Raw genomic sequence first — 20,373 nt, 5'->3', positions numbered from 1 at the left:
CTTTGTGCCTGTTTCACCAGGCTCTCCGGGCGCTTCCCTTCGGTCTTGCGTTTCCGACTCTATCAGATCCTTTCGGCCCTGATTTTCGCCGGTGCGGTCCGGCCTTTCGGCTTTTCCGCGGTTCCCACCTTACCAGATCCGCTGGGCGTTTCCGGCCCCCTGTTGGAGCGGGGTTGGCCTTCTTGCTTTCGCTTTCCGGCCTTTCCGACTCTATCAGATCCGATTCGCTGCCGTTTCCGGTCCGAATTCGTTTCCGATTACCCGTCGGAGGGGTTTGCCTTTCGGCTGGCCCGAATATTATCAGAAACGTTTCCACCCAAAGAATCGGTGGAAGTTTCAGCTAAGTGATTCGAGTGGCCCCACCGAATTGAATTCCGGTTGGAGCGAGATATGAGACTAACCGTTGCGGTGGAGCCTGTCCAGCTCTCCCGGCAACCGTTCGAATCTACCTCCCCGAGGATCCCGTGTCAACGGGGTTCCTGGGGAGGTATGGAGACTAGCAGGTCAGCAGGGCGAGATGCACGTCAGGGGCGGTGGGTGTCGCTACGGGAAGGTCGACGGTGGGGAGTCGAGGGATTCGAGCTCGATGCCGGGGGCGGAGAGGACGACGTCGCCGGCGAGGTGGACGGTGTGCTGTTCGCCGGTCTCCAGGTCGTTGACCTGGTACGCGTCGTCGATCAGCGGGGCGTTGTCAGTGGCGTGTGCTGTGCTGGAGAGCAGCGCCCAGGACTGATCGAGCGTGCGGGGAGCGAGGACGGGGGGTGTGAAGGCTACGAGCCGGGTGCGGACGGCTCCGGCGCCGGGTGCGGGGCGCAGCAGCCGGGCGGTGGCGATGAGGAAAGCCGGGGACGCGCCGGTGAAGGCGTGGGCGGGGACGTTGCCCTCCGTGGCGTGTTCACCGGTCGGGTCGGTGCGGACCCAGGTGACGCCGTCGAGTGCGGCGCCGCGTACCTGCCAGGCACCGGCGTGGAGTTCGAGCCGGAGGGGGCGGCCCCGTTCGTCGAGGGTGAGGTCGACGGAGCCGATGTGGTCGCCGGAGGGGGAGGTGATCTGGGAGACGTAGCGCCAGCCGGAGGGGCCGGTGGCGCAGTGGAAGTGCTCTTCACCGAGGGGGGTGTGATCGTGTGGATCGTGCAGGGAGTAGTGGCCGCGGGGCATGGAGATCCTTGGAGCGGGCGTGTGCGGGCCTGCGGGGCGGTACGGGCCAGGCCCTCGCCCGGTGGGGCGAGGGCCTGGCTTCACCGGCTGCTGCGGGTGTTACGCGTCTGCTCAGTAGCGGTAGTGGTCGGGCTTGTACGGGCCCTCGACCTCGACGCCGATGTAGGCGGCCTGCTCCGGGCGCAGCGTGGTGAGCCTGACGCCCAGCGCGTCCAGGTGGAGGCGGGCGACCTTCTCGTCCAGGTGCTTGGGCAGGACGTAGACGTCGGTCGGGTACGTCTCCGGCTTGGTGAACAGCTCGATCTGGGCCAGGGTCTGGTCCGCGAAGGAGTTGGACATCACGAAGGAGGGGTGGCCGGTCGCGTTGCCGAGGTTCAGCAGGCGGCCCTCGGAGAGGACGATCAGGACCTTGCCGTCGGGGTGGGTCCAGGTGTGGACCTGCGGCTTGACCTCGTCCTTGACGATGCCGTCGAGCTTGGCGAGGCCGGCCATGTCGATCTCGTTGTCGAAGTGGCCGATGTTGCCGACGATGGCCTGGTGCTTCATCCGGGCCATGTCGGTGGCCATGATGATGTCCTTGTTGCCGGTCGTCGTGACGAAGATGTCGGCGGTCTCGACGACGTCGTCCAGGGTGGTGACCTGGTAGCCGTCCATCGCCGCCTGGAGCGCGCAGATCGGGTCGATCTCGGTGATGATCACGCGGGCGCCCTGGCCGCGGAGCGACTCCGCGCAGCCCTTGCCGACGTCGCCGTAGCCGCAGACCACGGCGGTCTTGCCGCCGATGAGGACGTCGGTGGCGCGGTTGATGCCGTCGATGAGGGAGTGGCGGCAGCCGTACTTGTTGTCGAACTTCGACTTGGTGACGGCGTCGTTGACATTGATCGCCGGGAAGAGGAGCACGCCGTCGCGGTGCATCTCGTAGAGGCGGTGGACGCCGGTGGTGGTCTCCTCCGTCACGCCGCGGATCTCCGAGGCGAGGCGGGTCCACTTCTGCGGGGTCTCGGCGATGGTGCGGGTGAGCAGCTCCAGGATGGCGCGGTGCTCATCGCTCTCGGCGGTGTCGACGGAGGGGACCTTGCCGGCCTTCTCGTACTCGACGCCCTTGTGGACGAGGAGGGTGGCGTCGCCGCCGTCGTCGAGGATCATGTTCGGGCCGCCGGTGGGCGAGTTCGGCCAGGTCAGGGCCTGCTCCGTGCACCACCAGTACTCCTCCAGGGACTCGCCCTTCCAGGCGAAGACCGGGACACCCTGGGGGTTGTCCGGGGTGCCGTTGGGGCCGACGGCGATGGCCGCGGCGGCGTGGTCCTGGGTGGAGAAGATGTTGCAGGACGCCCAGCGGACCTCGGCGCCGAGGGCGACCAGGGTCTCGATGAGGACGGCGGTCTGCACGGTCATGTGCAGGGAGCCGGTGACGCGGGCGCCCACCAGGGGCTGGGCCTCGGCGTACTCCTTGCGGATCGCCATCAGGCCGGGCATCTCGTGCTCGGCGAGGGTGATCTCCTTGCGGCCGAAGGTGGCGAGGGAGAGGTCGGCGACCTTGAAGTCCTGGCCGGTGGCTGCGGTGGTCATACGGGCTGCTCCTCGTGCGGCGAGGTGGATGTCGGGCTGGGCAGTCTGCGGCGCGGGCAGGCGGAAGCGCACGCGGAAGCGGACGCACCTCTCCCCTGGCCGCAGCGCAGTCCGTCGGAGGCCCTCTCTCCCTCGGCCGGTCCGCGGTGCGGGCCGCCCGACCGCCATCAGCAGCGACGTCTGGCACTGGTCACGAATCTACACCGGCCGGCCCGGCGGCCCCAGCCCGCCTCGGCTCATTCTGTGCGCTGCGGGGGCGGCGGTCCGGGGTCCGTCGGCTGCGCCGTATGGGGGTGCGGGGAGAGGCCGGGGCGGGTGGGCATACGGGAGGGCGCCGTGGCGGGGGCGCCACCCGGGGCGTGGGGAGGGGGGCGATCGGGGCTGAGATCGTGCGGTGGCCGCGGTGTGCGGCGCCGGTGCCGGTGGGGTCGTGCCGGATGGCCCGTGGGAGCGCGGCTCCGCTCCCGTCCGCCCCGTCCTCCCCCATCGCCTCCGTCCGCTCCCGTCCGCCCCGTCCTCCCCCATCGCCTCCGTCCGCTCCCGTCCGCCCCGTCCTCCCCCATCGCCTCCGTCCGTTCCCGTCCGCGCGGAGGCCCCGCTCCGAAGGACGGAGCGGGGCCTGGGGGATCGCGGCCGGAAGGCGGGTGCTGGGGCGGTGTTTCCACGCTGGCGGGGGCCTTCCGGTGAGTGCCGGGGGTCAGCGGCCTCCGGGGGACTTTGCCGGGTCGGCGCCGTTGGCTGCGGTGGCCTCGTCGTAGATGTCGGGCTCCAGGTAGATGACCCGGGCGATCGGGACGGCGGCGCGGATGCGTTCCTCGGCGGCGTTGATGGCGTCGGCGACCTCGCGGGCCGTGTCATCGTGCTCCACCGCAATCTTGGCGGCGACGAGCAGTTCCTCGGGGCCGAGGTGGAGGGTGCGCATATGGATGACGCGGGTGACGGTGTCGCCGTCGACGACCGCCTCGCGGATCTTGGCGACCTGCTCGGGGCCGGCGGCCTCGCCGAGCAGCAGCGACTTGGTCTCCGCGGCGAGGACCAGCGCGATCAGGACCAGCAGGGCGCCGATGCACATGGTGCCGATGCCGTCCCAGACGCCGTTGCCGGTGGCGAGGGTGAGGCCGACGCCGCATAGGGCGAGGACGAGACCGATGAGTGCGCCGAAGTCCTCCAGCAGGACGACGGGCAGCTCGGGGGCCTTGGCGCGGCGGATGAACTGCGCCCAGCTCTGCTCGCCGCGCAGCTCGTTGGATTCCTTCAGGGCCGTACGGAAGGAGTAGCCCTCGGCGATGACGGCGAAGAGGAGGACGCCGACCGGCCAGTACCAGTTGTCGAGGCCGTGCGGCTCGTGGATCTTCTCGTAGCCCTCGTAGAGCGCGAAGACGCCACCGACGGTGAAGAGCACGATGGAGACGAGGAAGCCGTAGACGTAACGTTCGCGGCCGTAGCCGAAGGGGTGTTCCTCGGTGGCGGCGCGCTTGGCCCTCTTGCCGCCGAGCAGGAGCAGGCCCTGGTTGCCGGAGTCGGCGATCGAGTGCACGCCCTCGGCGAGCATGGACGACGAGCCGCTGAAGGCGAACGCCACGAACTTCGCTACGGCGATCGCCAGGTTGGCGCCCAGCGCCGCGACGATCGCCTTGGTTCCGCCTGATGCACTCATGAGTGCCGCATGTCCCTTCCGTCGGCTGGGCTTTACTGCCCCTTTAAGGCTGTGGGGCGGTCATTCTCGCAGCCCTGCCTCCGGGCGCTGCGGGGTGCCCGGTGGGTGGACGGTGCCACCGGTGCCGTGGCAGGTCAGGGGCGTGGGGTGGGGAGCCGGTGGTCGCGGGCTCACCCCGGGCCGGGCGCCCGGCGGTACGTCCCCGCACGCCCGGCCCGCGCCACGCGACGGCCGTCATCCGCCCCCGCTACGCGACGACCCTCGCCCGGAAGAGCGTCCCCTCGCCGGAGACGGTGACGTGTTCCCCGGCCGGGACGAACGCCGACTCCCCCGGGGCGAGCCGCAACTCGCCGTCCATGACGGGGAGTTCGGCGCCCTGCGCGGTGGCCGGGCGGGCCACGACCGTGCCCGCCGTGCAGAGCAGTACCTGCGGGGTCCGCGCGTCCAGGGCGCGGGGGGCGGCGCCGGGTGCGAGGACGTACCGGGAGAGGCGGAACTCGTCGGCAGGGGTGTCGTAGACCTCCTCGCCGTCGGTCTCCTCCGGGCGGAGGATGCCGGGGTCCCCGGGGGTGAAGCGGACGATGCGCAGCAGTTCGGGGACGTCGATGTGCTTACGGGTCAGGCCGCAGCGCAGCACGTTGTCGGAGTTGGCCATCACCTCGACGCCGAGTCCGCTGAGGTAGGCGTGCGGGATGCCGGCGCCGAGGAAGAGCGCCTCGCCGGGCTGGAGCCGTACGTGGTGGAGCAGCATCGCGGCGAGGACACCGGGGTCGCCCGGGTAGTGGTGGGCGAGGGCGGCGTACGCGGCGTAGGCGGGGGCGTGCGGGTCGTCTTCCGCGCCCCGCCGCGCGGCGGCCGCGGCGGCGCGGTCGACGGAGTCGGCGAGGGCGGCGCGGTCGGTGCCGAGGAGGGCGGTCAGGACCTCGCGCAGCGCGTCGGCCTCCGGTTCGGCGTGCAGGATGTCGACGTACGGCTTGAGCGCGTCGACGTCCAGGCCCGCCAGCAGGTCGGCGGCCTCGGCGGGGTGCCGGAAGCCGCAGAGCCCCTCGAAGGGGGTGAGGGCGCAGAGCAGCTCGGGCTTGTGGTGCGGGTCCTTGTAGTTGCGGTGCGGTGCGTCGTGGGGAACGCCGCGCCGCTCCTCGTCCGCATAGCCCGCCTCGGCCTGGGCGCGGTCGGGGTGGACCTGGAGGGAGAGCGGGGAGCCCGCGGCCAGGAGTTTGAGGAGGAAGGGCAGCCGGGGGCCGAAGGCGCGGACGGTGGCGTCGCCCAGTTCGGCCTCGGGGGCGGCGGCGATGACGTCGGCCAGGGAGACGGGACCGGCGCCGCGGTCGATGCGCGAGGGGGCACCGGGGTGGGCGCCCATCCACATCTCGGCCTGGGGTTCGCCGGTCGGCTCGGCGCCGAGCAGCTCCGGCAGGGCGGTGACGGAGCCCCAGGCGTAGGGGCGCACGGTGTTGTCGAGGCGGTCCATGGGGCTGCTGCTTCCTGCGTGACGTACGGGTTCCTGCGGGGCGACGGCCTGTGGGGCGTACGGGAGGGGGTCCCGCGAGGTGGCCGCGGGGCCGCCCTCACAGATCACTCGGTGTCGGCGAGCGCAAGGTAAACGGCGGCGAAATCCGCGATGGCGAGTAGTTCCGCGGCGGTCTCCAGGTCCGTGCCGTCCGGTGGTTCCAGTGCGCTGACGGCGGTGCCGCGTTCCTCGGCGAGGGTGTGGGCGGCGAGGGTCGCGGAGAGCGGGCCGGGGGCGTGTTCGCGCAGGAGGATGACGCGGGCATGGAGGGCGGCGGGCTGTTCGACGCGGTCGCGGAAGAAGTCGTCCGGGTCGGCTCCGGCGGCGAGCGCACCGGAGAGCAGGGTGCGGTGGGCGGTGAGCGCCTCGGGGAGTTCGGCGGCGAGGGAGGGGCGCCCCGCGAGGCTCGCCAGTTCGGCAGCGAAGTGGCGGCCGACGGCACCGGCCACCCGCCCTTCGGTCCAGATCAGCGGCAGGGCGTCGGCGACCTCGGCGGCCAGCGTCTTCGCCGGGTTGGTGTACGTGGCGAGGGCCGGGCCGCAGCGTTCGGCGAGCTGGTCGAGGCGGTCGGCGAGGCGGGTCAGGGCGTCGGGCGGGGCGCTGAGCAACCCGATCCGGTCGGCGAGCGCGAGGATCGGGGTGAGCAGCGACCAGAGGGTGCCCGGGGCGGCGGGCGGGGCGCCCTCGACGTCGAACTCGGCGTCGTACGCGGTGGTCGCCAGCGGGACGGCGAGGCCGCGCGCCTGGCCGACGGCTTCGGCGAGCGGGGAGCCGGCGGGGGTGACCGCGACGACGGAGCAGCCGCGGCGGTAGGCGCCCTCGACCAGCTCGGCGAGGCCGGGGTCGGAGCCGTCGGGCCCGGCGATGAGCACCAGGTCGAGGGGGCCGCACCAGCCGGGCAGCGTCCAGCGCAGGGCGCCGGGGCGGGCGTCGACGCCGGTGGGCGGGATGTGGGTGACGGGGCAGCTGCCGCCGCCGAGGGCGCCGAAGAGGTCGGCGACGCAGGGGGCGACGGGGCCGGGCCCGGCGACGAGGACGGCGCGGGGCCGCCCGTCGGGGGCGAGGTCGGCGATACCGGCGTCGGCGGCGCCGCGGGCGGCGGTGCGGACCCGGGCGCCGGATTCGGCGACGCCGCGCAGCAGGCCGTAGCGGTCGGCGCGGGCCAGCGCCTCGGGGGTGTCGAGGAGCGACTCGTCGAGCATGGTGGGCGCGGCCTCCGTTCGCCGGTGCGGGCGGGTCACGCCGGGCGGTGCCGGGGGCGGGCCCCGGCGGCGTCCGGTCAGGCGGGGCGGCGGGCCTCGTCGACGAGGAGTACGGGGATGCCGTCCCGCACGGGGTAGGCGAGACCGCAAGCGGCGGAGGTGCAGACCAGCTCGGCGGGATCGTCCGCCGTCCGGTCCGCCAGCGGAGCGTGGCACGCGGGGCAGGCGAGGATCTCGATGAGGCTGGCGTCGACCGGCATGGGGGCTTGCTCCTTCGATGGTTGCGGCCCCGCCAGCCTACCGCCGGGCGGGGGGCGAGGGCCTGTCGTCCGGTGCGGGGGAGGTACGGAGGGGGCGGGGCGGGCGACGGGCTGCCGGGCCAGGTGTCGGGGGTCGCGGGGCGGAGCCGGGCGCTGTGGTGTCGGGTGTTCCCGGGGGCTCCTGGGACGGGCGGAGGGCGGGCCGGGGCAGGCCAGGCCGGACGAACGCCGAGCCGGGGCAGGACGGACGAATCCGGTCCGGGCCAGGACGAACGCCGGGGCAGGCCAGGCCAGACGAACGCCGAGCCGGGCCGCGGCGCACGCCCGTGCCGGCAATCCGTGGCAGAGCGGCCCGAGCCCCGGGGTCCGCGATGCCGAGCCCCGTCCGGCCGCCTTGGGCGGCGCACCCACAGCCTCGGGCCCGTAGGCCGGGCGGGTCGGACGAAGGCCGGGCCGGCTCCGGGCATGCGTCCCGGCCACCCTGGCGGCGCCCCGTCCCGGCCTCATCAACGGCCCGGCACAGGCGGCCCCGCCTACGCCCGCACCACGGCCAGAACCTCATCCCGCACCCGCGTGACAGTCTCCGCGTCCCGCGCCTCGACGTTCAGCCGCAGCAGCGGCTCCGTGTTGGAGGCGCGGAGGTTGAACCACCAGTCGGCGGCGGTGACGGTGAGGCCGTCGAGTTCGTCGAGGGTGATGCCGTCGCGGCCCTCGTAGGCGGTCTTGATGGCGGCGAGGCGGCCCGCCTGGTCGGCGACGGTGCTGTTGATCTCGCCGGAGGCGGCGTAGCGGTCGTACGCCGCGACCAGCTGGGACAGCGGGCGGTCCTGGCCGCCCAGAGCTGCGAGGACGTGGAGTGCGGCGAGCATGCCGGTGTCGGCGTTCCAGAAGTCGCGGAAGTAGTAGTGGGCGGAGTGCTCGCCGCCGAAGATCGCGCCCGTCTTCGCCATCTGCTCCTTGATGAAGGAGTGGCCGACGCGGGTGCGGACGGCGGTGCCGCCGTTCTCCTTGACCACCTCGGGGACCGACCAGGAGGTGATGCAGTTGTGGATGACCGTGCCGCCGGGGTGCTTGGCCAGCTCGCGGGCGGCGACCAGCGCGGTGATCGCGGACGGGGGGACCGGGTCGCCGTTCTCGTCGACGACGAAGCAGCGGTCGGCGTCGCCGTCGAAGGCCAGGCCGAGGTCGGCGCCGGTGGCGCGGACGCGGGCCTGGAGGTCGACGATGTTCTTCGGGTCGAGGGGGTTGGCCTCGTGGTTCGGGAACGAGCCGTCCAACTCGAAGTAGAGCGCGTCCACTTCAAGCGGCAGCCCGGCGAAGACGGTGGGGACGGTGTGGCCGCCCATGCCGTTGCCCGCGTCGACGACGACCTTCAGCGGGCGGATGGCCGACAGGTCGACGAGGGAACGCAGATGGGCGGCGTACTCGCCGAGCACGTCGCGTTCGCCGACGGTGCCGGGGGTGGCGGCGGGCTGCGGGGCGCCCTCCTCCGCCCAGCGCTCCACGAGGGCGCGGACATCGGCGAGCCCGGTGTCCTGGCCGACGGGGGCGGCACCGGCGCGGCACATCTTGATGCCGTTGTACCGGGCGGGGTTGTGCGAGGCGGTGAACATCGCGCCGGGCAGGCCGAGGGCGCCGCTGGCGAAGTACAGCTCGTCGGTGGAGCAGAGGCCGATGTGGGTGACGTCCGCGCCACGCGCCGCGGCACCGCGCGCGAACGCCTGCGCCAGGCCCGGCGAGGAGGGCCGCATGTCGTGCCCGATCACGATCGCGTCCGCGCCGGTGACCTCGACGAAGGCCGCGCCGAACAGCTCCGCGAGCGACTCGTCCCACTGGTCGGGCACGACACCGCGCACGTCGTACGCCTTCACGAGCTGCGACAGATCAGCCACGGCCGGTCCTCCTCGATTCGGTACGGGAGATCCAACCTACCCGGAGGTACCGACAGCGGACCGGGCGGACGCCGGGTACACGCCAGGCGGTACGAGCACCGGCAACAGCGGGACGGCGGAGCGGGGCCGGTCACCGGGCCCGGCGTCAGGAGCCGGGCGGCGTCAGGAATCCGGCGACCGCAGCACCCGAAGGTGCCCGCGGCGCGCGGCGCCCGGCTGCGGGGTCTCGGTCCGTTCCGGGGCGGCGGGGCGCTCCGGGGGACGGGCCGCCTCGCGTACCGCGTTGGCGAGCGCTTCGAGGTCGTCGCCGCTGGGGCGGGCCGGGCCGGGATCGATGGCCAGGCGGACGACTTCCCAGCCGCGGGGGGCGGTCAGGCGCTCGGAGTGCTCGGCGCACAGGTCATAGCAGTGGGGTTCCGCGTAGGTGGCGAGCGGCCCGAGCACGGCGGTCGAATCCGCGTAGACGTACGTCAGCGTGGCGACGGCGGGGCGGCCGCACGCAGTGCGCGAACAGCGACGTACAGGGCTCACGACGTTGGACGGTACCGCACTCTTGACCGGGCCGCGACGACTCACCTCCTGCTCGCCCGACCGTGTCGTCCCGGTTCGTCCGGTGCGCCTGACCTGCACCCGCTCGCGGCGGCCTGCGCCGGACGGCACGGAAAGGGCCGCACGGAGCCGGAATGGACGCCGCCCGGGGACGGCATCGCCGGATTCCCCGGGCGAGGACGTGGAGAAAAGGGATAAATGGGGGCGGGGAGGTGGGGGAGAGAGGGGCGGGAGGCCGGTGGGCCAGGTCGGACGGCAGGCGCGAGGAGGGGGCGCGCCAAATGAACACAATCGTTATCGGACCGGTCATCCGCCCTGTGTTCCCGGATGCCTCGCTCCGCCTCCCTGGAAGGGCCGCGGCGGCTACGCTCGGAGGCGATGGACACGTCTGAACCGCCCCGCCCGACGGAACCGCGCCCGCGCCGCCGTGACCGCCACGGCCGTGGCATGCGCGGCCCCATCGCCCCGCCGCAGGTCCCGCTCTCCGTCAGCCGCGCCGACGCCTTCGAGGACCTCGTCCACGATGCGCGCGACCGGCTGGAGCGGCGCTGGCCGCAGCTGTCCGGTGTCGACTTCCTCGTCCAGGAGGTGCCGCTGTTCGGACCGGAGGACGAGGCGGAGCCGGACGACGGGACGGTGCCGCTGGGGCGGGCGGTCCCGGCCGCCGGGCCGCACCGCGACCGCGTCATCGTCTACCGCCGCCCGGTCGAGATCCGCACCAAGAGCCGCGAGGAGCGGGCCCTGCTGGTCCACGAGACCGTCGTCGAGCAGGTCGCCGAACTCCTCGGCCTGGCGCCGGAGTCGGTGGACCCGCGCTACGGCCAGGACTGACCGCCGCACGGGACACCGTTCCCCCGGTCCGTCAGCCTGTCAGTCCGTCAGCAGCGACAGGTCCTGGCCGGCCGTCGGGACGACCACCGTTCCCCGGTCGTCCGGCAGTGTCTGCACGGTGAAGGCGGGGACGCCGCCCTGCGGCTGGGCCAGGGTGCGTGCCGCGTGGACCGGGCCGCTTCCGGCGGCCGGTTCCACCGTCAGCGCGTAGCTGCCCTTGAGGCCCTGCGGGAGCGGCGGTGTGACGGCGAGGGTGGTGCCGCCCTTGACCGTGTACGTCTTGCTGACCGGCGTACCGCCCTCGCTGCCCGCCGAGGCGGTGACGGTGACCTTGGCGTCCTTGCCCTTCTCCGGGGCGACCAGCGACAGCGTGGCGCCCTTGGCCCGGTTGCCGGCGGCGGTGGCACGCTGCTCGACGGGCCGGGTCGCGGGGATGAACGCCATCTCCTGGTTGCCACCCTTACCGCGGACCACCTGGAGCGCCGCGACGATCGGGGGGCGGGAGCCGTCGTCGGCGGGCGACAGCACCAGCGAGCCCGCCTCGCCCTGCGGCTTGAGGTCGACCGCCGTCGTCATCCCGCTCTTGACGTGCAGCGACTCCAGTCCGACCGGGGTGATCGAGCCGGTCGGGGTGGCCATCTGCACCTTCAGGTCGGCGTCGGTGTCGCCCGGCGCCAGGACGACCAGCCGTACGGAGGTGGCGTCGGCGGGGATGCCGGGGAGCACCGCGCCGGGCGCCGGGTCGGCGGCGGCCGGGAGCCAGTCGCCGCCCTGGTGGGTGTCGGTCGCCTGCACGGAGGCGCCGACCCGGCCCTCGCGGGCGGTGACGTGCAGCGCCGCGTCGGGCTGCGGGGAGGTGGTGAGGGTGGAGAGCAGCACCGGGACGGTGGTGTGCGGCGGGACGGCGATGTTCTCGCCCGCGTCGCCGCTCAGCGCACCGTCCTTGCCGCGCAGTTCGAGGTCGACGACGGCCTGGGTGGCGTCGGGGTTGGTGAGGTGGACGTAGTCCTGCCGGTCCTTGCCGGTGCTGACGCCCGGGAACCAGAACGTGGTGTCGGGCGCGACGCAGCTCAGGCCGAGCAGTCCGCGCCCGGCGCCCGCGGCGACCGAGGTGGTCTGCTGAACGGTCCAGCCGGGCGCCAGCGCGCCGTCGGCCTCGCCGGTCAGCGCGGGCGCGTCGGAGCGGTTGGTGGTGGCCGTGACGGGGGTGCCCGCCTCCTTCAGCGGCGCGACGGGCTTGCTGTCGTGCGGCGGTACGGCCTGCTGCCCGGTCACCGTACCGGCATCGTCGCCCTTGCCGCCCTTCCCCCCCTTACCGGCCTTGCCCTTGGCGCCGGTGTCCTCCTGGACCGTTCCGGCGGCGTGCAGTGCGGAGGTGCCCTTGCCCGCGGCGCCCTTGGGGGAGAACGCGGTGTACGTGGTCTCCCCGACGTCCGAGGACGTCGGGGCCGGGCAGAGCAGGGCGGAGCGCTCGACCGGCTTGCGGGCCGCGCCGGGCGCCGCCTCCGGGGCACCGCCGGGGGCGGCGACGGCGGCGACGCCGGTCGCCGCGGCGAGCGCGACCACCGCGGCGGTCAGGGTCATCATCGTGCGCTTCACTGCTGCTCGCTCCCGTCACGGCGCGGCCCGGAGTGCGGGCCGGGGTACGTCGTGCCGTCGTCGTAGGGCTGCTGGGCCGGGATCTGCTGCCCGTCGTAGGGCTGCTGCCCCGGGTAGGGCTGCTGCTGCCCGTAGGCGTACGGGTCGTAGCCGCCCGCCTGCTGGGCACCGGCCCCGTAGGGGTCGGCCGGGTAGGAATCGGCCGGGTAGGAATCGGCCGGGTAGCCGCCGGGCTGCTGGTACGGGTCGGGCTGCCCGTACCCGTACGGGGTCTGGGTGCCGTCGCCGCCGTCGTACGGGGTCTGGGTGCCGTCGCCGCCGTCGTACGGGAACTGCTGCGGTACGGCCGGGTCGCCGGGCTGCTGCGGGGCGCCGCCCCACGGGTCGTACGGCGTCTGCTGGGGCACCGCCGCGTACGGGTCGTGGGCGGCCGGGTCGTACCGGGGCCCTTCCTGTTCCTGGCCGGGTGCCGGGACCCCGGCGTCCGGTGCCGCGGCCTCCGGCGCGTCCGGTGCGGGGTCCTCGGTGGCCTGGGCGGCCGCGCGCAGGCGGCGGGCGCGGCGGCCCTCGCCGGTCGCGGCCGTGGCCTGCGCCTCGGCGGCGGCCTCCTCCGGAAGGTCGTCGTCGATCTCCCGGCGGCGGCCCGGCAGCGCCAGGACCACCAGGACGACGGCGAGGAGGCCCTGGGCGGCCAGCCACAGGGTGTGGCCGAGCGGGTTGTCGTGGGTGAGGTCGAGGCGGCCGGCACCGGCCGGGAGCGCGAAGCCCTGCGCCCAGCCGTCGACGGTGACCGGCTTGAGCGCGGTGCCGTCCAGCGTGGCGTGCCAGCCCTCGTCCGCGGCGTCCGCGATCCGCAGCACCCGGCCCTCGGGCCCGGCGGGCACCCGGGTGTGCGCCTCGACGGGACCGGCGGCCACCGCGACCGGCGCGGCGGCGTCCCCGGCGTGGGTGCCGTCGGTGGCGTCGCCCGCCACGATCGTCACCCGCGGCACGCGCCGGTCCACGCGCCACAGGGCGCTGCCGTCGTCCTGGCTGAGCCGGGTCAGGCCCGGCGTCGCGTCCAGGACCCGGCCCATCTCGCGCGGGGCGCCGTCACGGACCAGGACGTAGCGGACGGCGTAGCCGCCGAGCTGGCTGGTCTGGTCGGCGCCGGAACCGGCGACCAGGTTGGCGACGATGGTGCCGAGCCGCCGGTCGTCCCCGGCCTCGCGGGCCAGGTCGGCGTCGCCGAGGCGGGCGCCGGAGCCACGGACCAGGCTGTAGCCGACGTGGCCGTCGCCGCCGTCGAGCACCAGGGTGCGGGCCCGGTCGGCGGTGGACGACTCCTCGGCGACGAACGCCGGGACCTGCACCGGGTCGCGGCGCTCCAGCGGCCCGGCGGCGCCGGTGATCATCCAGGTGACGGCGGCGTAGAGCGGCGCCAGCGCGGAGGCCAGCGCGATCAGCACCGCCACCGGCTGCTTCCAGCCGAAGCCGAGGGCGATCATGCGGGTACGGACGCCCTCCGCGCCGACGGCCGCGGCGGTCAGCAGCGCCAGGCCGTAGACCAGCATCAGCGGGCCGGTCCAGCCGTGGCCGTTGCCGAGCCCGGCGAGGAGCAGGGCGGCGAACGCCACCGCCCAGGCGGTGCGGATCGCCCGCTGCCGGGCGTCACGCAGGGCGGCGCCGAGCGCGGCCAGGACGATGCCGAGCAGGAGCAGGCCGCCCGCGGTCTTCGGGCCGCCGGGGCTGATCGAGAGCAGGTCGAACGCGGACGCGGAGCCCGTGCCGTACGCCAGACCGGCCTCGCGGAAGAAGTAGGCGGGGTGGGAGAAGAGCGACAGCGACCAGGGCGCGAGGACGAGCAGCGGCGCCAGCGCCACGGCTGCGAACCGCAGGGCGTAACCGGCGAGCAGGGCGCGGTTGCCGTCCAGGGCGCGCAGCACCAGCAGCGCGAGGTTCAGCGCCACCACGAGCGGCCAGACGACGGGCGTGAACGCCATGGTGAAGGTGGTCAGCAGCGCCAGCGCCCAGGTGGCCCGCCAGCTCGGGCGGGTACCCGGCGGCAGGCGCAGACCGCCCGCCGCGACGGCGGCGCGGGCCATCCCCGGCAGCACGATCGCCAGCACCGCGGTGCCGAGGCGGCCACCGGCCAGTGCGCCGGTCGCCGCGGGCAGGAACGCGTAGACGACGCTGCCCCAGGCGCGCAGCAGCCGGGAGGCGACCAGCGGGCGGGAGGCGAAGTAGGCGGAGAGTCCGGCCAGCGGGACGGAGCAGACCAGCAGCAGGGTGAGGGTGAAGCCGGTGCTGCCCAGGAAGAGCGAGGAGAGCAGTGCGAGAACGGCGAGGTAGGGCGGCGCCGCGGCGGTGGAGCCGGTGCCGACCTGGTGCCAGCTGTCGAGGTACGCCGACCACAGCTCGGAGACGTGCGCGGGCGCGGGCAGCAGCGCGCCACCGGCCAGCGAACCGGAGCCGAGCAGCTCGCGGCAGGCGATCAGCGAGACCAGCAGCAGAAGGGCGAAGAGGATCGGCGCCGGGCGGCGGGCGATCCGCTTGAGCCGGGCGAACTGCTCGACGTCGAGGAAGTCGGCGTCGTCACCGCCCGGCCCGGACTCCGCCGCGCCGTGCCGCCCGGACGACGCCACATCGGGCGCGGCCCGTCCGGTGAGGTTGCCCGCGATCTGCTCGACGGTGACGCGGACCGTCGCACCCGGCGGCGGGAACAGCGACCGCAGTTCCCCCGCCTCGACGGTGGGACGACCTCTGCGTTTCCGGGCGGCGAGGATGCGGCCGGGCCGCAGCAGCGTGCCGAAGAGCCCGGCGAGTTCGTCGAGCGCCTGCCCCGGCACCTTCCCGACGAGGTAGGCGAGGACCCGCAGCACGGTGCCGAGGAGCAGCCGGATCAGTACGTACGGGAGCAGCGCGCCGCGGGTGTTGGCGAGCAGGGTGTAGACGGCACCGGCCTTGTCGACGCGGTGCGGGCTGGCGACGGAACGCCCGACGCAGTCGACGGTGCGGCGTTCGCGGGCGGCGGCCTCGGCGTGCCGCAGGACCGCGTCGGGGGCGACGAGGACCTGATGGCCCGCCGACTGGGCGCGCCAGCACAGGTCGACGTCGTCACGCATCAGCGGCAGCCGCCGGTCGAAGCCGCCCAGCTCCTCGTAGACGTCGCGGCGGATGAGCATCCCGGCGCTGGAGACGGAGAGGACCGGGCGGACCTGGTCGTGCTGGCCCTGGTCCTGTTCGCGGCGGTCCAGGCCGGTCCAGCGGCGGCCGCTGCGGGCGAGCGAGACGCCCACCTCCAGCAACTGCCTGCTGTCGTACCAGCTGCGCAGCTTGGGGCCTATGACGGCAGCCGAGGGGCTGGCGTCGGCGACGCGCAGCAGCTCGGCGAGGGCGGTCGGTTCGGGCGCGCAGTCGTCGTGCAGCAGCCACAGCCACTGGACCGGTTCGCCGTGCGGGAGTTCCGGCATGTCGTACGCGTCGTCGCGCCAGGTGCGGCTGACGGGGTCCCAGCCGCTGGGCCGCCGCAGGTACGGCAGGTCGTCGGGGGTGAGCACGGGGGCGGTGCGGACCGCTTCGTCGACGGCGGTGCCGAAGCCGGAGCGGCGGGCGAGGTGCAGCACCCGCTCGTCGCCGAGGGCGGCGCCGAGGAGTTGGGCGGAGTCGTCCGCGCTGCCGGTGTCGGCGCCGATGACGTTCTGCACCGGGCGTTCCTGACCCTGCAGCCCGGCGAGCGCGTCGGGCAGCCAGCGGGCACCGTCGTGGGAGACGATCACGGCGGTGACGACATGCCGTGGGAACTCTGGGGCGCCTGCGGGATCTGTGGCGGTCTGGGCCGCCGACTGGCTGTGCACGGACATCGAGGTACGGGCCCTCCGGACCCGGGAGTTCGGGGCCGGCGGCGAAGCCGCGCGGACCGGCGCCCCCGGAAGACACTGCGACGGACTACTAGGGGAAGCGTCACCGCCGGGCGCCGCGAGCCGGACGGGACGTTGACGACACCCCCTAGGGACGCGCGCCCACCCGGGGGCGGCGGCACGTCTCGGACGGAGCCCCACACTAATGGTTCACCCGCCCGCGCCCACCGGCTCCTCACACAGCGGACCGCCCCCGGCGTCGAGTGCGCTGGAGGCGGCGGGTTCGCTATAGGGGGATATGGGGAGTTGGCGTGGTACGGCTGCGGGGCCCGCGGGGCCGCGCACCGTCCGCCCGGCGGACTTCCGCGCCGCCTTCAGACGGCGGCCTTCTTCAGCCGACGCCGCTCGCGCTCCGACAGACCGCCCCAGATTCCGAAGCGTTCGTCGTTGGCGAGGGCGTATTCGAGGCACTCGGAGCGGACTTCACAGGCGAGGCAGACCTTCTTGGCCTCGCGGGTGGAGCCGCCTTTCTCCGGAAAGAAGGACTCGGGGTCGGTCTGCGCGCACAGTGCGCGCTCCTGCCAGCCGAGCTCCTCTTCCGCCTCTTCGACCAGCAATTCTTCGAACAGCTCGGTCATGTGCGCCCCTCGTCTGTCTTGACGTCCCCGTGATGCGGCCGTGATCGATGACGGCCGAACGACACGAGTGAAATTACAAGTGCGGGGATCCGGGCCAGTCAAGCCAAGATCTGCTATTGCGCCCCTTATTCACCCTGCGGAACCAAACGTACACGGAAAGTGTTGAAATCGTGAAAAACTTGGACACTTCCCCAGGGGCGCACTCCAGAGGTACGCCCCCATTACCCACAGGGACGTGACCGACCGCACTCCCGTTGCACCTCACGCGACGGAGCGGGAGAGATCACAGCACGGCCTCTCAGGGCCACAACGGCGCACGCGGGCGCGGCTGCCGGGCCCTTCTCCCCGCGGACGGGGGACAAACCCTTCGCCGGACGGTCCGACCGGATGGGGTGAAGCCCCGCCGCCTCGGCAGGCGTCCGGTTGACATCACGGACGCGAACCGTTCTCCTTGGTCCCATGCCAGCGACCTCCGCACCCCGTACGACCCGTTTCCACGGGTCGCTGCGCGCTGCGCACGCTCGCTGTCGCTGTTCCAGCTGTTGAAGCCACTGAGCTCCAGCCTTCTCCGCCGCACCACCCCCGCAGCGCTCCGCTCCACGCGCCCGCACGGTGCCCCCACCGGGAAACCACCGCACGGTGCCGCACCCCGCTCGCGTCATTCCCCGATTCCTGTCATTCGCCGAGGAACCCGAAGCACATGAACAGCGATGTCCAGATCGCCGGTGACCTGCTCTCCGTCGCCCACCTCCTGCCGCCCGTCCCCGCGCACCCCTCCACCGTCGCCGGATTCGCCGGACTGGCCCGCTCCCTCGCCGCCGACCGCGCCGCCTGGGCCCCGCTGGTCCGCTACGACGCCACCACCCGCTGGTACCACCGGCTGCGCTCGGTCCCGTCGGCCGGGTACGAGGTGTGGCTGCTGAGCTGGCTGCCCGGGCAGGGCAGCGGCCGCCACGACCACGGGCGCTCGTCCGGCGTACTGACCGTGCTGGAAGGGGAGTTGACGGAGCACGCGACGTCCGGCGGCGGCGAGGTGCGGCATGCGCTGCGCCCCGGTGCGCAGCGGGTCTTCGCGCCGGGGTACGTCCACGAGGTCGTCAACGACGCACTGACACCCGCGGTCAGCCTGCACCTCTACTTCCCCGGGCTGACGGAGATGCCGATGCATCCCTCGCAGCACGCCGTCGCCGCCGAGGCCGCCGCGCGCTGAGGGCCGTCGACGGCGACCGCCGGACGGTTGTGCGCGGCTGCCAGACTGGGGGCATGCGCATTGTGGTTCTGGCCGGCGGTATCGGCGGCGCCCGCTTCCTGCGGGGACTGAAGGCAGCTCAGCCGGAGGCGGAGATCACCGTCATCGGCAACACCGGCGACGACATCCATCTCTTCGGGCTCAAGGTCTGTCCCGACCTCGACACCGTGATGTACACCCTCGGCGGCGGCATCGACGAGGAGAAGGGCTGGGGCCGCGACGACGAATCCTTCCGGGTGAAGGAGGAGTTGGCGGCGTACGGCGCGGGGCCCGACTGGTTCGGGCTGGGTGACCGGGACGTCGCCACCCATCTCGTACGGACCCAGATGCTGGGCGCCGGATATCCGCTCAGCGCCGTCACCGAGGCGCTGTGCGACCGCTGGCGGCCCGGCGTCCGGCTGCTGCCGATGACCGACGACCGCGTCGAGACGCACGTCGCCGTCGGTGAGGGCGGCGAGCGGCGGGCGATCCACTTCCAGGAGTACTGGGTGCGGATGCGCGCCTCGGTGGACGCGCACGCGGTGGTGCCGGTCGGCGCCGAGCAGTCCGTCCCCGCGCCCGGCGTGCTGGAGGCGATCGCCGCGGCGGACGTCGTCCTCTTCCCGCCGTCCAACCCGGTGGTGAGCGTCGGCACGATCCTCGCGGTGCCCGGCATCCGGGACGCCGTCGCGACGGCGGACGCCCCGGTGATCGGCCTCTCCCCCCTCGTCGGGGGCGCGCCGGTGCGCGGGATGGCCGACAAGGTGCTGGCCGCCGTCGGCGTCGAGGCCACCGCCGCCGCGGTCGCCCGGCACTACGGCGCGAAGGGCCGCGCGGCGGCGGACGACGGGCCCGCCGGGCTGCTGGACGGCTGGCTGGTCGACGAGGTGGACGCCGCCGCGGTCGCCGATGTCGAGGCCGCGGGGATCCGCTGCCGGGCGGTGCCGCTGATGATGACGGACCTCGACGCCACGGCCGCCATGGCCCGCGCGGCGCTGACGCTCGCCGGGGAGGTACGGGCATGAGCACCGACACCGGCACCGGCACCGGCACCGGCACCGAAGCGACCGTCCCGGGCTACCGCGTCTGGGCGCTGCCGGGCATCCCGGAGGTGCGCCCCGGCGACGATCTGGTGAAGCTCATCGCGGCCGCCGCGACCGCCGGCGGGCTGCCCGGGCTCGCCGACGGCGACGTCCTGCTCGTCACCTCGAAGATCGTCAGCAAGGCCGAGGGCCGGATCATCGAGGCCACCGACCGCGAGGAGGCCATCGACCGGGAGACGGTCCGCGTGGTGGCGCGCCGCGGCGGGCTGCGCATCGTGCAGAACCGGCAGGGCCTGATCATGGCCGCCGCCGGGGTCGATGCCTCCAACACCCCTTACGGGACGGTGCTGTTGCTGCCCGAGGACCCGGACGCGTCGGCCCGCGCACTCCGCGCCGGGCTGCGGACGGCGCTCGGCGTCGACGTCGGGATCGTCATCAGCGACACCTTCGGGCGGCCGTGGCGCGCGGGCCTGACGGATGTGGCGATCGGCGCCGCGGGCGTCCGTGTCCTGGACGATCTGCGGGGCGGCACCGACGCGTACGGCAATCCGCTCAGCGCGACGGTGGTGGCCACCGCCGACGAACTCGCCGCCGCGGGCGACCTGGTGAAGGGCAAGGCGGCGGCGCTGCCGGTCGCGGTGGTGCGGGGTCTGCCACACGTCATGACGCGGCCGGCCGCGGCGGATCCGGACGGCGCGGACGACGTGGGCGCGCGGGCGCTGGTGCGGGACGCTGCCGACGACATGTTCCGGCTCGGCACGTCCGAGGCGGTGCGGGAGGCGGTGACGCTGCGGCGCACGGTCCGCGAGTTCACCGACGATCCGGTGGACGGCGGCGCGGTGCGCCGGGCGGTCGCGGCGGCGCTGACCGCCCCGGCGCCGCACCACACGACGCCGTGGCGGTTCGTCCTGCTGGAGTCGCCGGAGGCCCGGACCCGGCTGCTGGACGCGATGCGGGACGCCTGGGCCGCGGACCTGCGGGCCGACGGTTTCTCCGAGGAGTCCGTCGCCCGCCGTCTGCGCCGCGGCGACGTCCTGCGGAACGCGCCGTATCTGGCGGTGCCGTGCCTGGTGGCGGACGGGGCACACGCCTACCCGGACGCCCGGCGGGCGGCGGCGGAGCGCGAGATGTTCGTCGTCGCGAACGGCGCCGGTATCCAGAACTTCCTGGTCGCCCTGGCCGGGGAGCGGCTGGGCTCGGCCTGGGTCTCGTCGACGATGTTCTGCCGCGACGTGGTCCGCGAGGTTCTGGAACTGCCCGGCGACTGGGACCCGATGGGCGCGGTCGCGATCGGCCGCCCCGCGGCACCACCGAGGGAGCGCCCGGCGCGGGACGGGGCGGACTTCATCGAGGTGCGTTGACGGGATCGCGGCCGGCCCCTACGGGTCGCCGTTGGCC

At 74.0% G+C, this 20,373-nt stretch carries 16 protein-coding genes; 5 read left to right on the top strand and 11 right to left on the bottom strand.

What is annotated here, in order from left to right; all coding sequences use genetic code 11:
* Nucleotides 1-348, top strand: a 348-nt coding sequence (locus ACFWWQ_RS25345) for a hypothetical protein (RefSeq protein WP_384600386.1), incomplete at its 5' end; no start/stop codon positions are given.
* Nucleotides 349-543: 195 nt separating this feature from the next.
* Here the strand turns inward: ACFWWQ_RS25345 and ACFWWQ_RS25340 are convergent.
* From ACFWWQ_RS25340 to ACFWWQ_RS25305, 8 genes are all read right to left on the bottom strand, one after another.
* Nucleotides 544-1,158: a hypothetical protein gene (locus tag ACFWWQ_RS25340; protein WP_384600384.1), complete on the bottom strand. Its 615-nt coding sequence runs from the start codon at nt 1,156-1,158 to the stop codon at nt 544-546.
* Nucleotides 1,159-1,269: 111 nt separating this feature from the next.
* Nucleotides 1,270-2,727: an adenosylhomocysteinase gene (ahcY, locus tag ACFWWQ_RS25335; protein ID WP_384600381.1), complete on the bottom strand. Its 1,458-nt coding sequence runs from the start codon at nt 2,725-2,727 to the stop codon at nt 1,270-1,272.
* A gap of 697 nt (nt 2,728-3,424) precedes the next feature.
* Complete coding sequence (locus ACFWWQ_RS25330; protein WP_384600378.1) at nt 3,425-4,384, bottom strand: cation diffusion facilitator family transporter; 960 nt, start codon at nt 4,382-4,384, stop codon at nt 3,425-3,427.
* A 247-nt stretch (nt 4,385-4,631) separates the two neighbouring features.
* Complete coding sequence (manA, locus tag ACFWWQ_RS25325) at nt 4,632-5,855, bottom strand: mannose-6-phosphate isomerase, class I (protein ID WP_384600375.1); 1,224 nt, start codon at nt 5,853-5,855, stop codon at nt 4,632-4,634.
* 104 nt (nt 5,856-5,959) lie between these two features.
* Entirely contained in the window at nt 5,960-7,096 is a 1,137-nt protein-coding gene (locus ACFWWQ_RS25320; RefSeq protein WP_384600372.1) for an SIS domain-containing protein, read from the bottom strand.
* Nucleotides 7,097-7,173: 77 nt separating this feature from the next.
* Entirely contained in the window at nt 7,174-7,356 is a 183-nt protein-coding gene (locus tag ACFWWQ_RS25315) for a Trm112 family protein (RefSeq protein WP_384600369.1), read from the bottom strand.
* 533 nt (nt 7,357-7,889) lie between these two features.
* The gene (locus ACFWWQ_RS25310; RefSeq protein WP_384600366.1) at nt 7,890-9,248 is read right to left on the bottom strand and encodes a phosphomannomutase/phosphoglucomutase; all 1,359 of its coding nucleotides are present in this window, start codon (nt 9,246-9,248) and stop codon (nt 7,890-7,892) included.
* A gap of 162 nt (nt 9,249-9,410) precedes the next feature.
* Nucleotides 9,411-9,824, bottom strand: coding sequence for a DUF3499 domain-containing protein (locus ACFWWQ_RS25305; RefSeq protein WP_384600363.1), 414 nt, complete (start codon nt 9,822-9,824; stop codon nt 9,411-9,413).
* 351 nt (nt 9,825-10,175) lie between these two features.
* Between ACFWWQ_RS25305 and ACFWWQ_RS25300 the strand changes: the two genes are divergently transcribed.
* Nucleotides 10,176-10,628 carry a metallopeptidase family protein gene (locus tag ACFWWQ_RS25300; RefSeq protein ID WP_384600360.1) on the top strand — a complete coding sequence of 151 codons (453 nt, stop codon included), beginning with the start codon at nt 10,176-10,178 and terminating at the stop codon, nt 10,626-10,628.
* 39 nt (nt 10,629-10,667) lie between these two features.
* Here ACFWWQ_RS25300 and ACFWWQ_RS25295 read toward each other — a convergent pair whose 3' ends face one another.
* The 3 genes from ACFWWQ_RS25295 to ACFWWQ_RS25285 all read right to left on the bottom strand — a co-directional run bounded on the left by ACFWWQ_RS25295 (nt 10,668) and on the right by ACFWWQ_RS25285 (nt 16,704).
* Nucleotides 10,668-12,227 carry a DUF5719 family protein gene (locus ACFWWQ_RS25295; protein WP_384600357.1) on the bottom strand — a complete coding sequence of 520 codons (1,560 nt, stop codon included), beginning with the start codon at nt 12,225-12,227 and terminating at the stop codon, nt 10,668-10,670.
* Nucleotides 12,224-16,069 carry a glycosyltransferase gene (locus tag ACFWWQ_RS25290; RefSeq protein ID WP_384600355.1) on the bottom strand — a complete coding sequence of 1,282 codons (3,846 nt, stop codon included), beginning with the start codon at nt 16,067-16,069 and terminating at the stop codon, nt 12,224-12,226. Before ACFWWQ_RS25290 ends, ACFWWQ_RS25295 begins: the two co-directional genes overlap by 4 nt.
* A gap of 371 nt (nt 16,070-16,440) precedes the next feature.
* Nucleotides 16,441-16,704 (bottom strand): WhiB family transcriptional regulator, encoded by a 264-nt coding sequence (locus ACFWWQ_RS25285; protein ID WP_030282286.1) that lies wholly within the window; start codon nt 16,702-16,704, stop codon nt 16,441-16,443.
* 700 nt (nt 16,705-17,404) lie between these two features.
* On the opposite strand from ACFWWQ_RS25285, the gene ACFWWQ_RS25280 reads away from it, so the two are divergent.
* From ACFWWQ_RS25280 to ACFWWQ_RS25270, 3 genes are read left to right on the top strand one after another with little or no spacing between them, the layout of a single operon-like run.
* Nucleotides 17,405-17,914 carry a cysteine dioxygenase gene (locus ACFWWQ_RS25280; protein WP_384600351.1) on the top strand — a complete coding sequence of 170 codons (510 nt, stop codon included), beginning with the start codon at nt 17,405-17,407 and terminating at the stop codon, nt 17,912-17,914.
* Between the two features lie 53 nt (nt 17,915-17,967).
* On the top strand, nt 17,968-18,957 hold the full coding sequence (cofD, locus tag ACFWWQ_RS25275; RefSeq protein ID WP_384600349.1) for a 2-phospho-L-lactate transferase: 990 nt from the start codon (nt 17,968-17,970) through the stop codon (nt 18,955-18,957).
* Nucleotides 18,954-20,336, top strand: coding sequence for a coenzyme F420-0:L-glutamate ligase (locus ACFWWQ_RS25270; RefSeq protein WP_384600346.1), 1,383 nt, complete (start codon nt 18,954-18,956; stop codon nt 20,334-20,336). The genes cofD and ACFWWQ_RS25270 overlap by 4 nt, the downstream gene beginning before the upstream one ends.
* The last annotated feature ends 37 nt before the right edge of the window (nt 20,337-20,373 follow it).

This window comes from Streptomyces sp. NPDC059080, assembly GCF_042739975.1.
GTDB lineage: Bacteria > Actinomycetota > Actinomycetes > Streptomycetales > Streptomycetaceae > Streptomyces > Streptomyces benahoarensis.
This window is presented reverse-complemented; position numbering and strand designations above follow the sequence as displayed.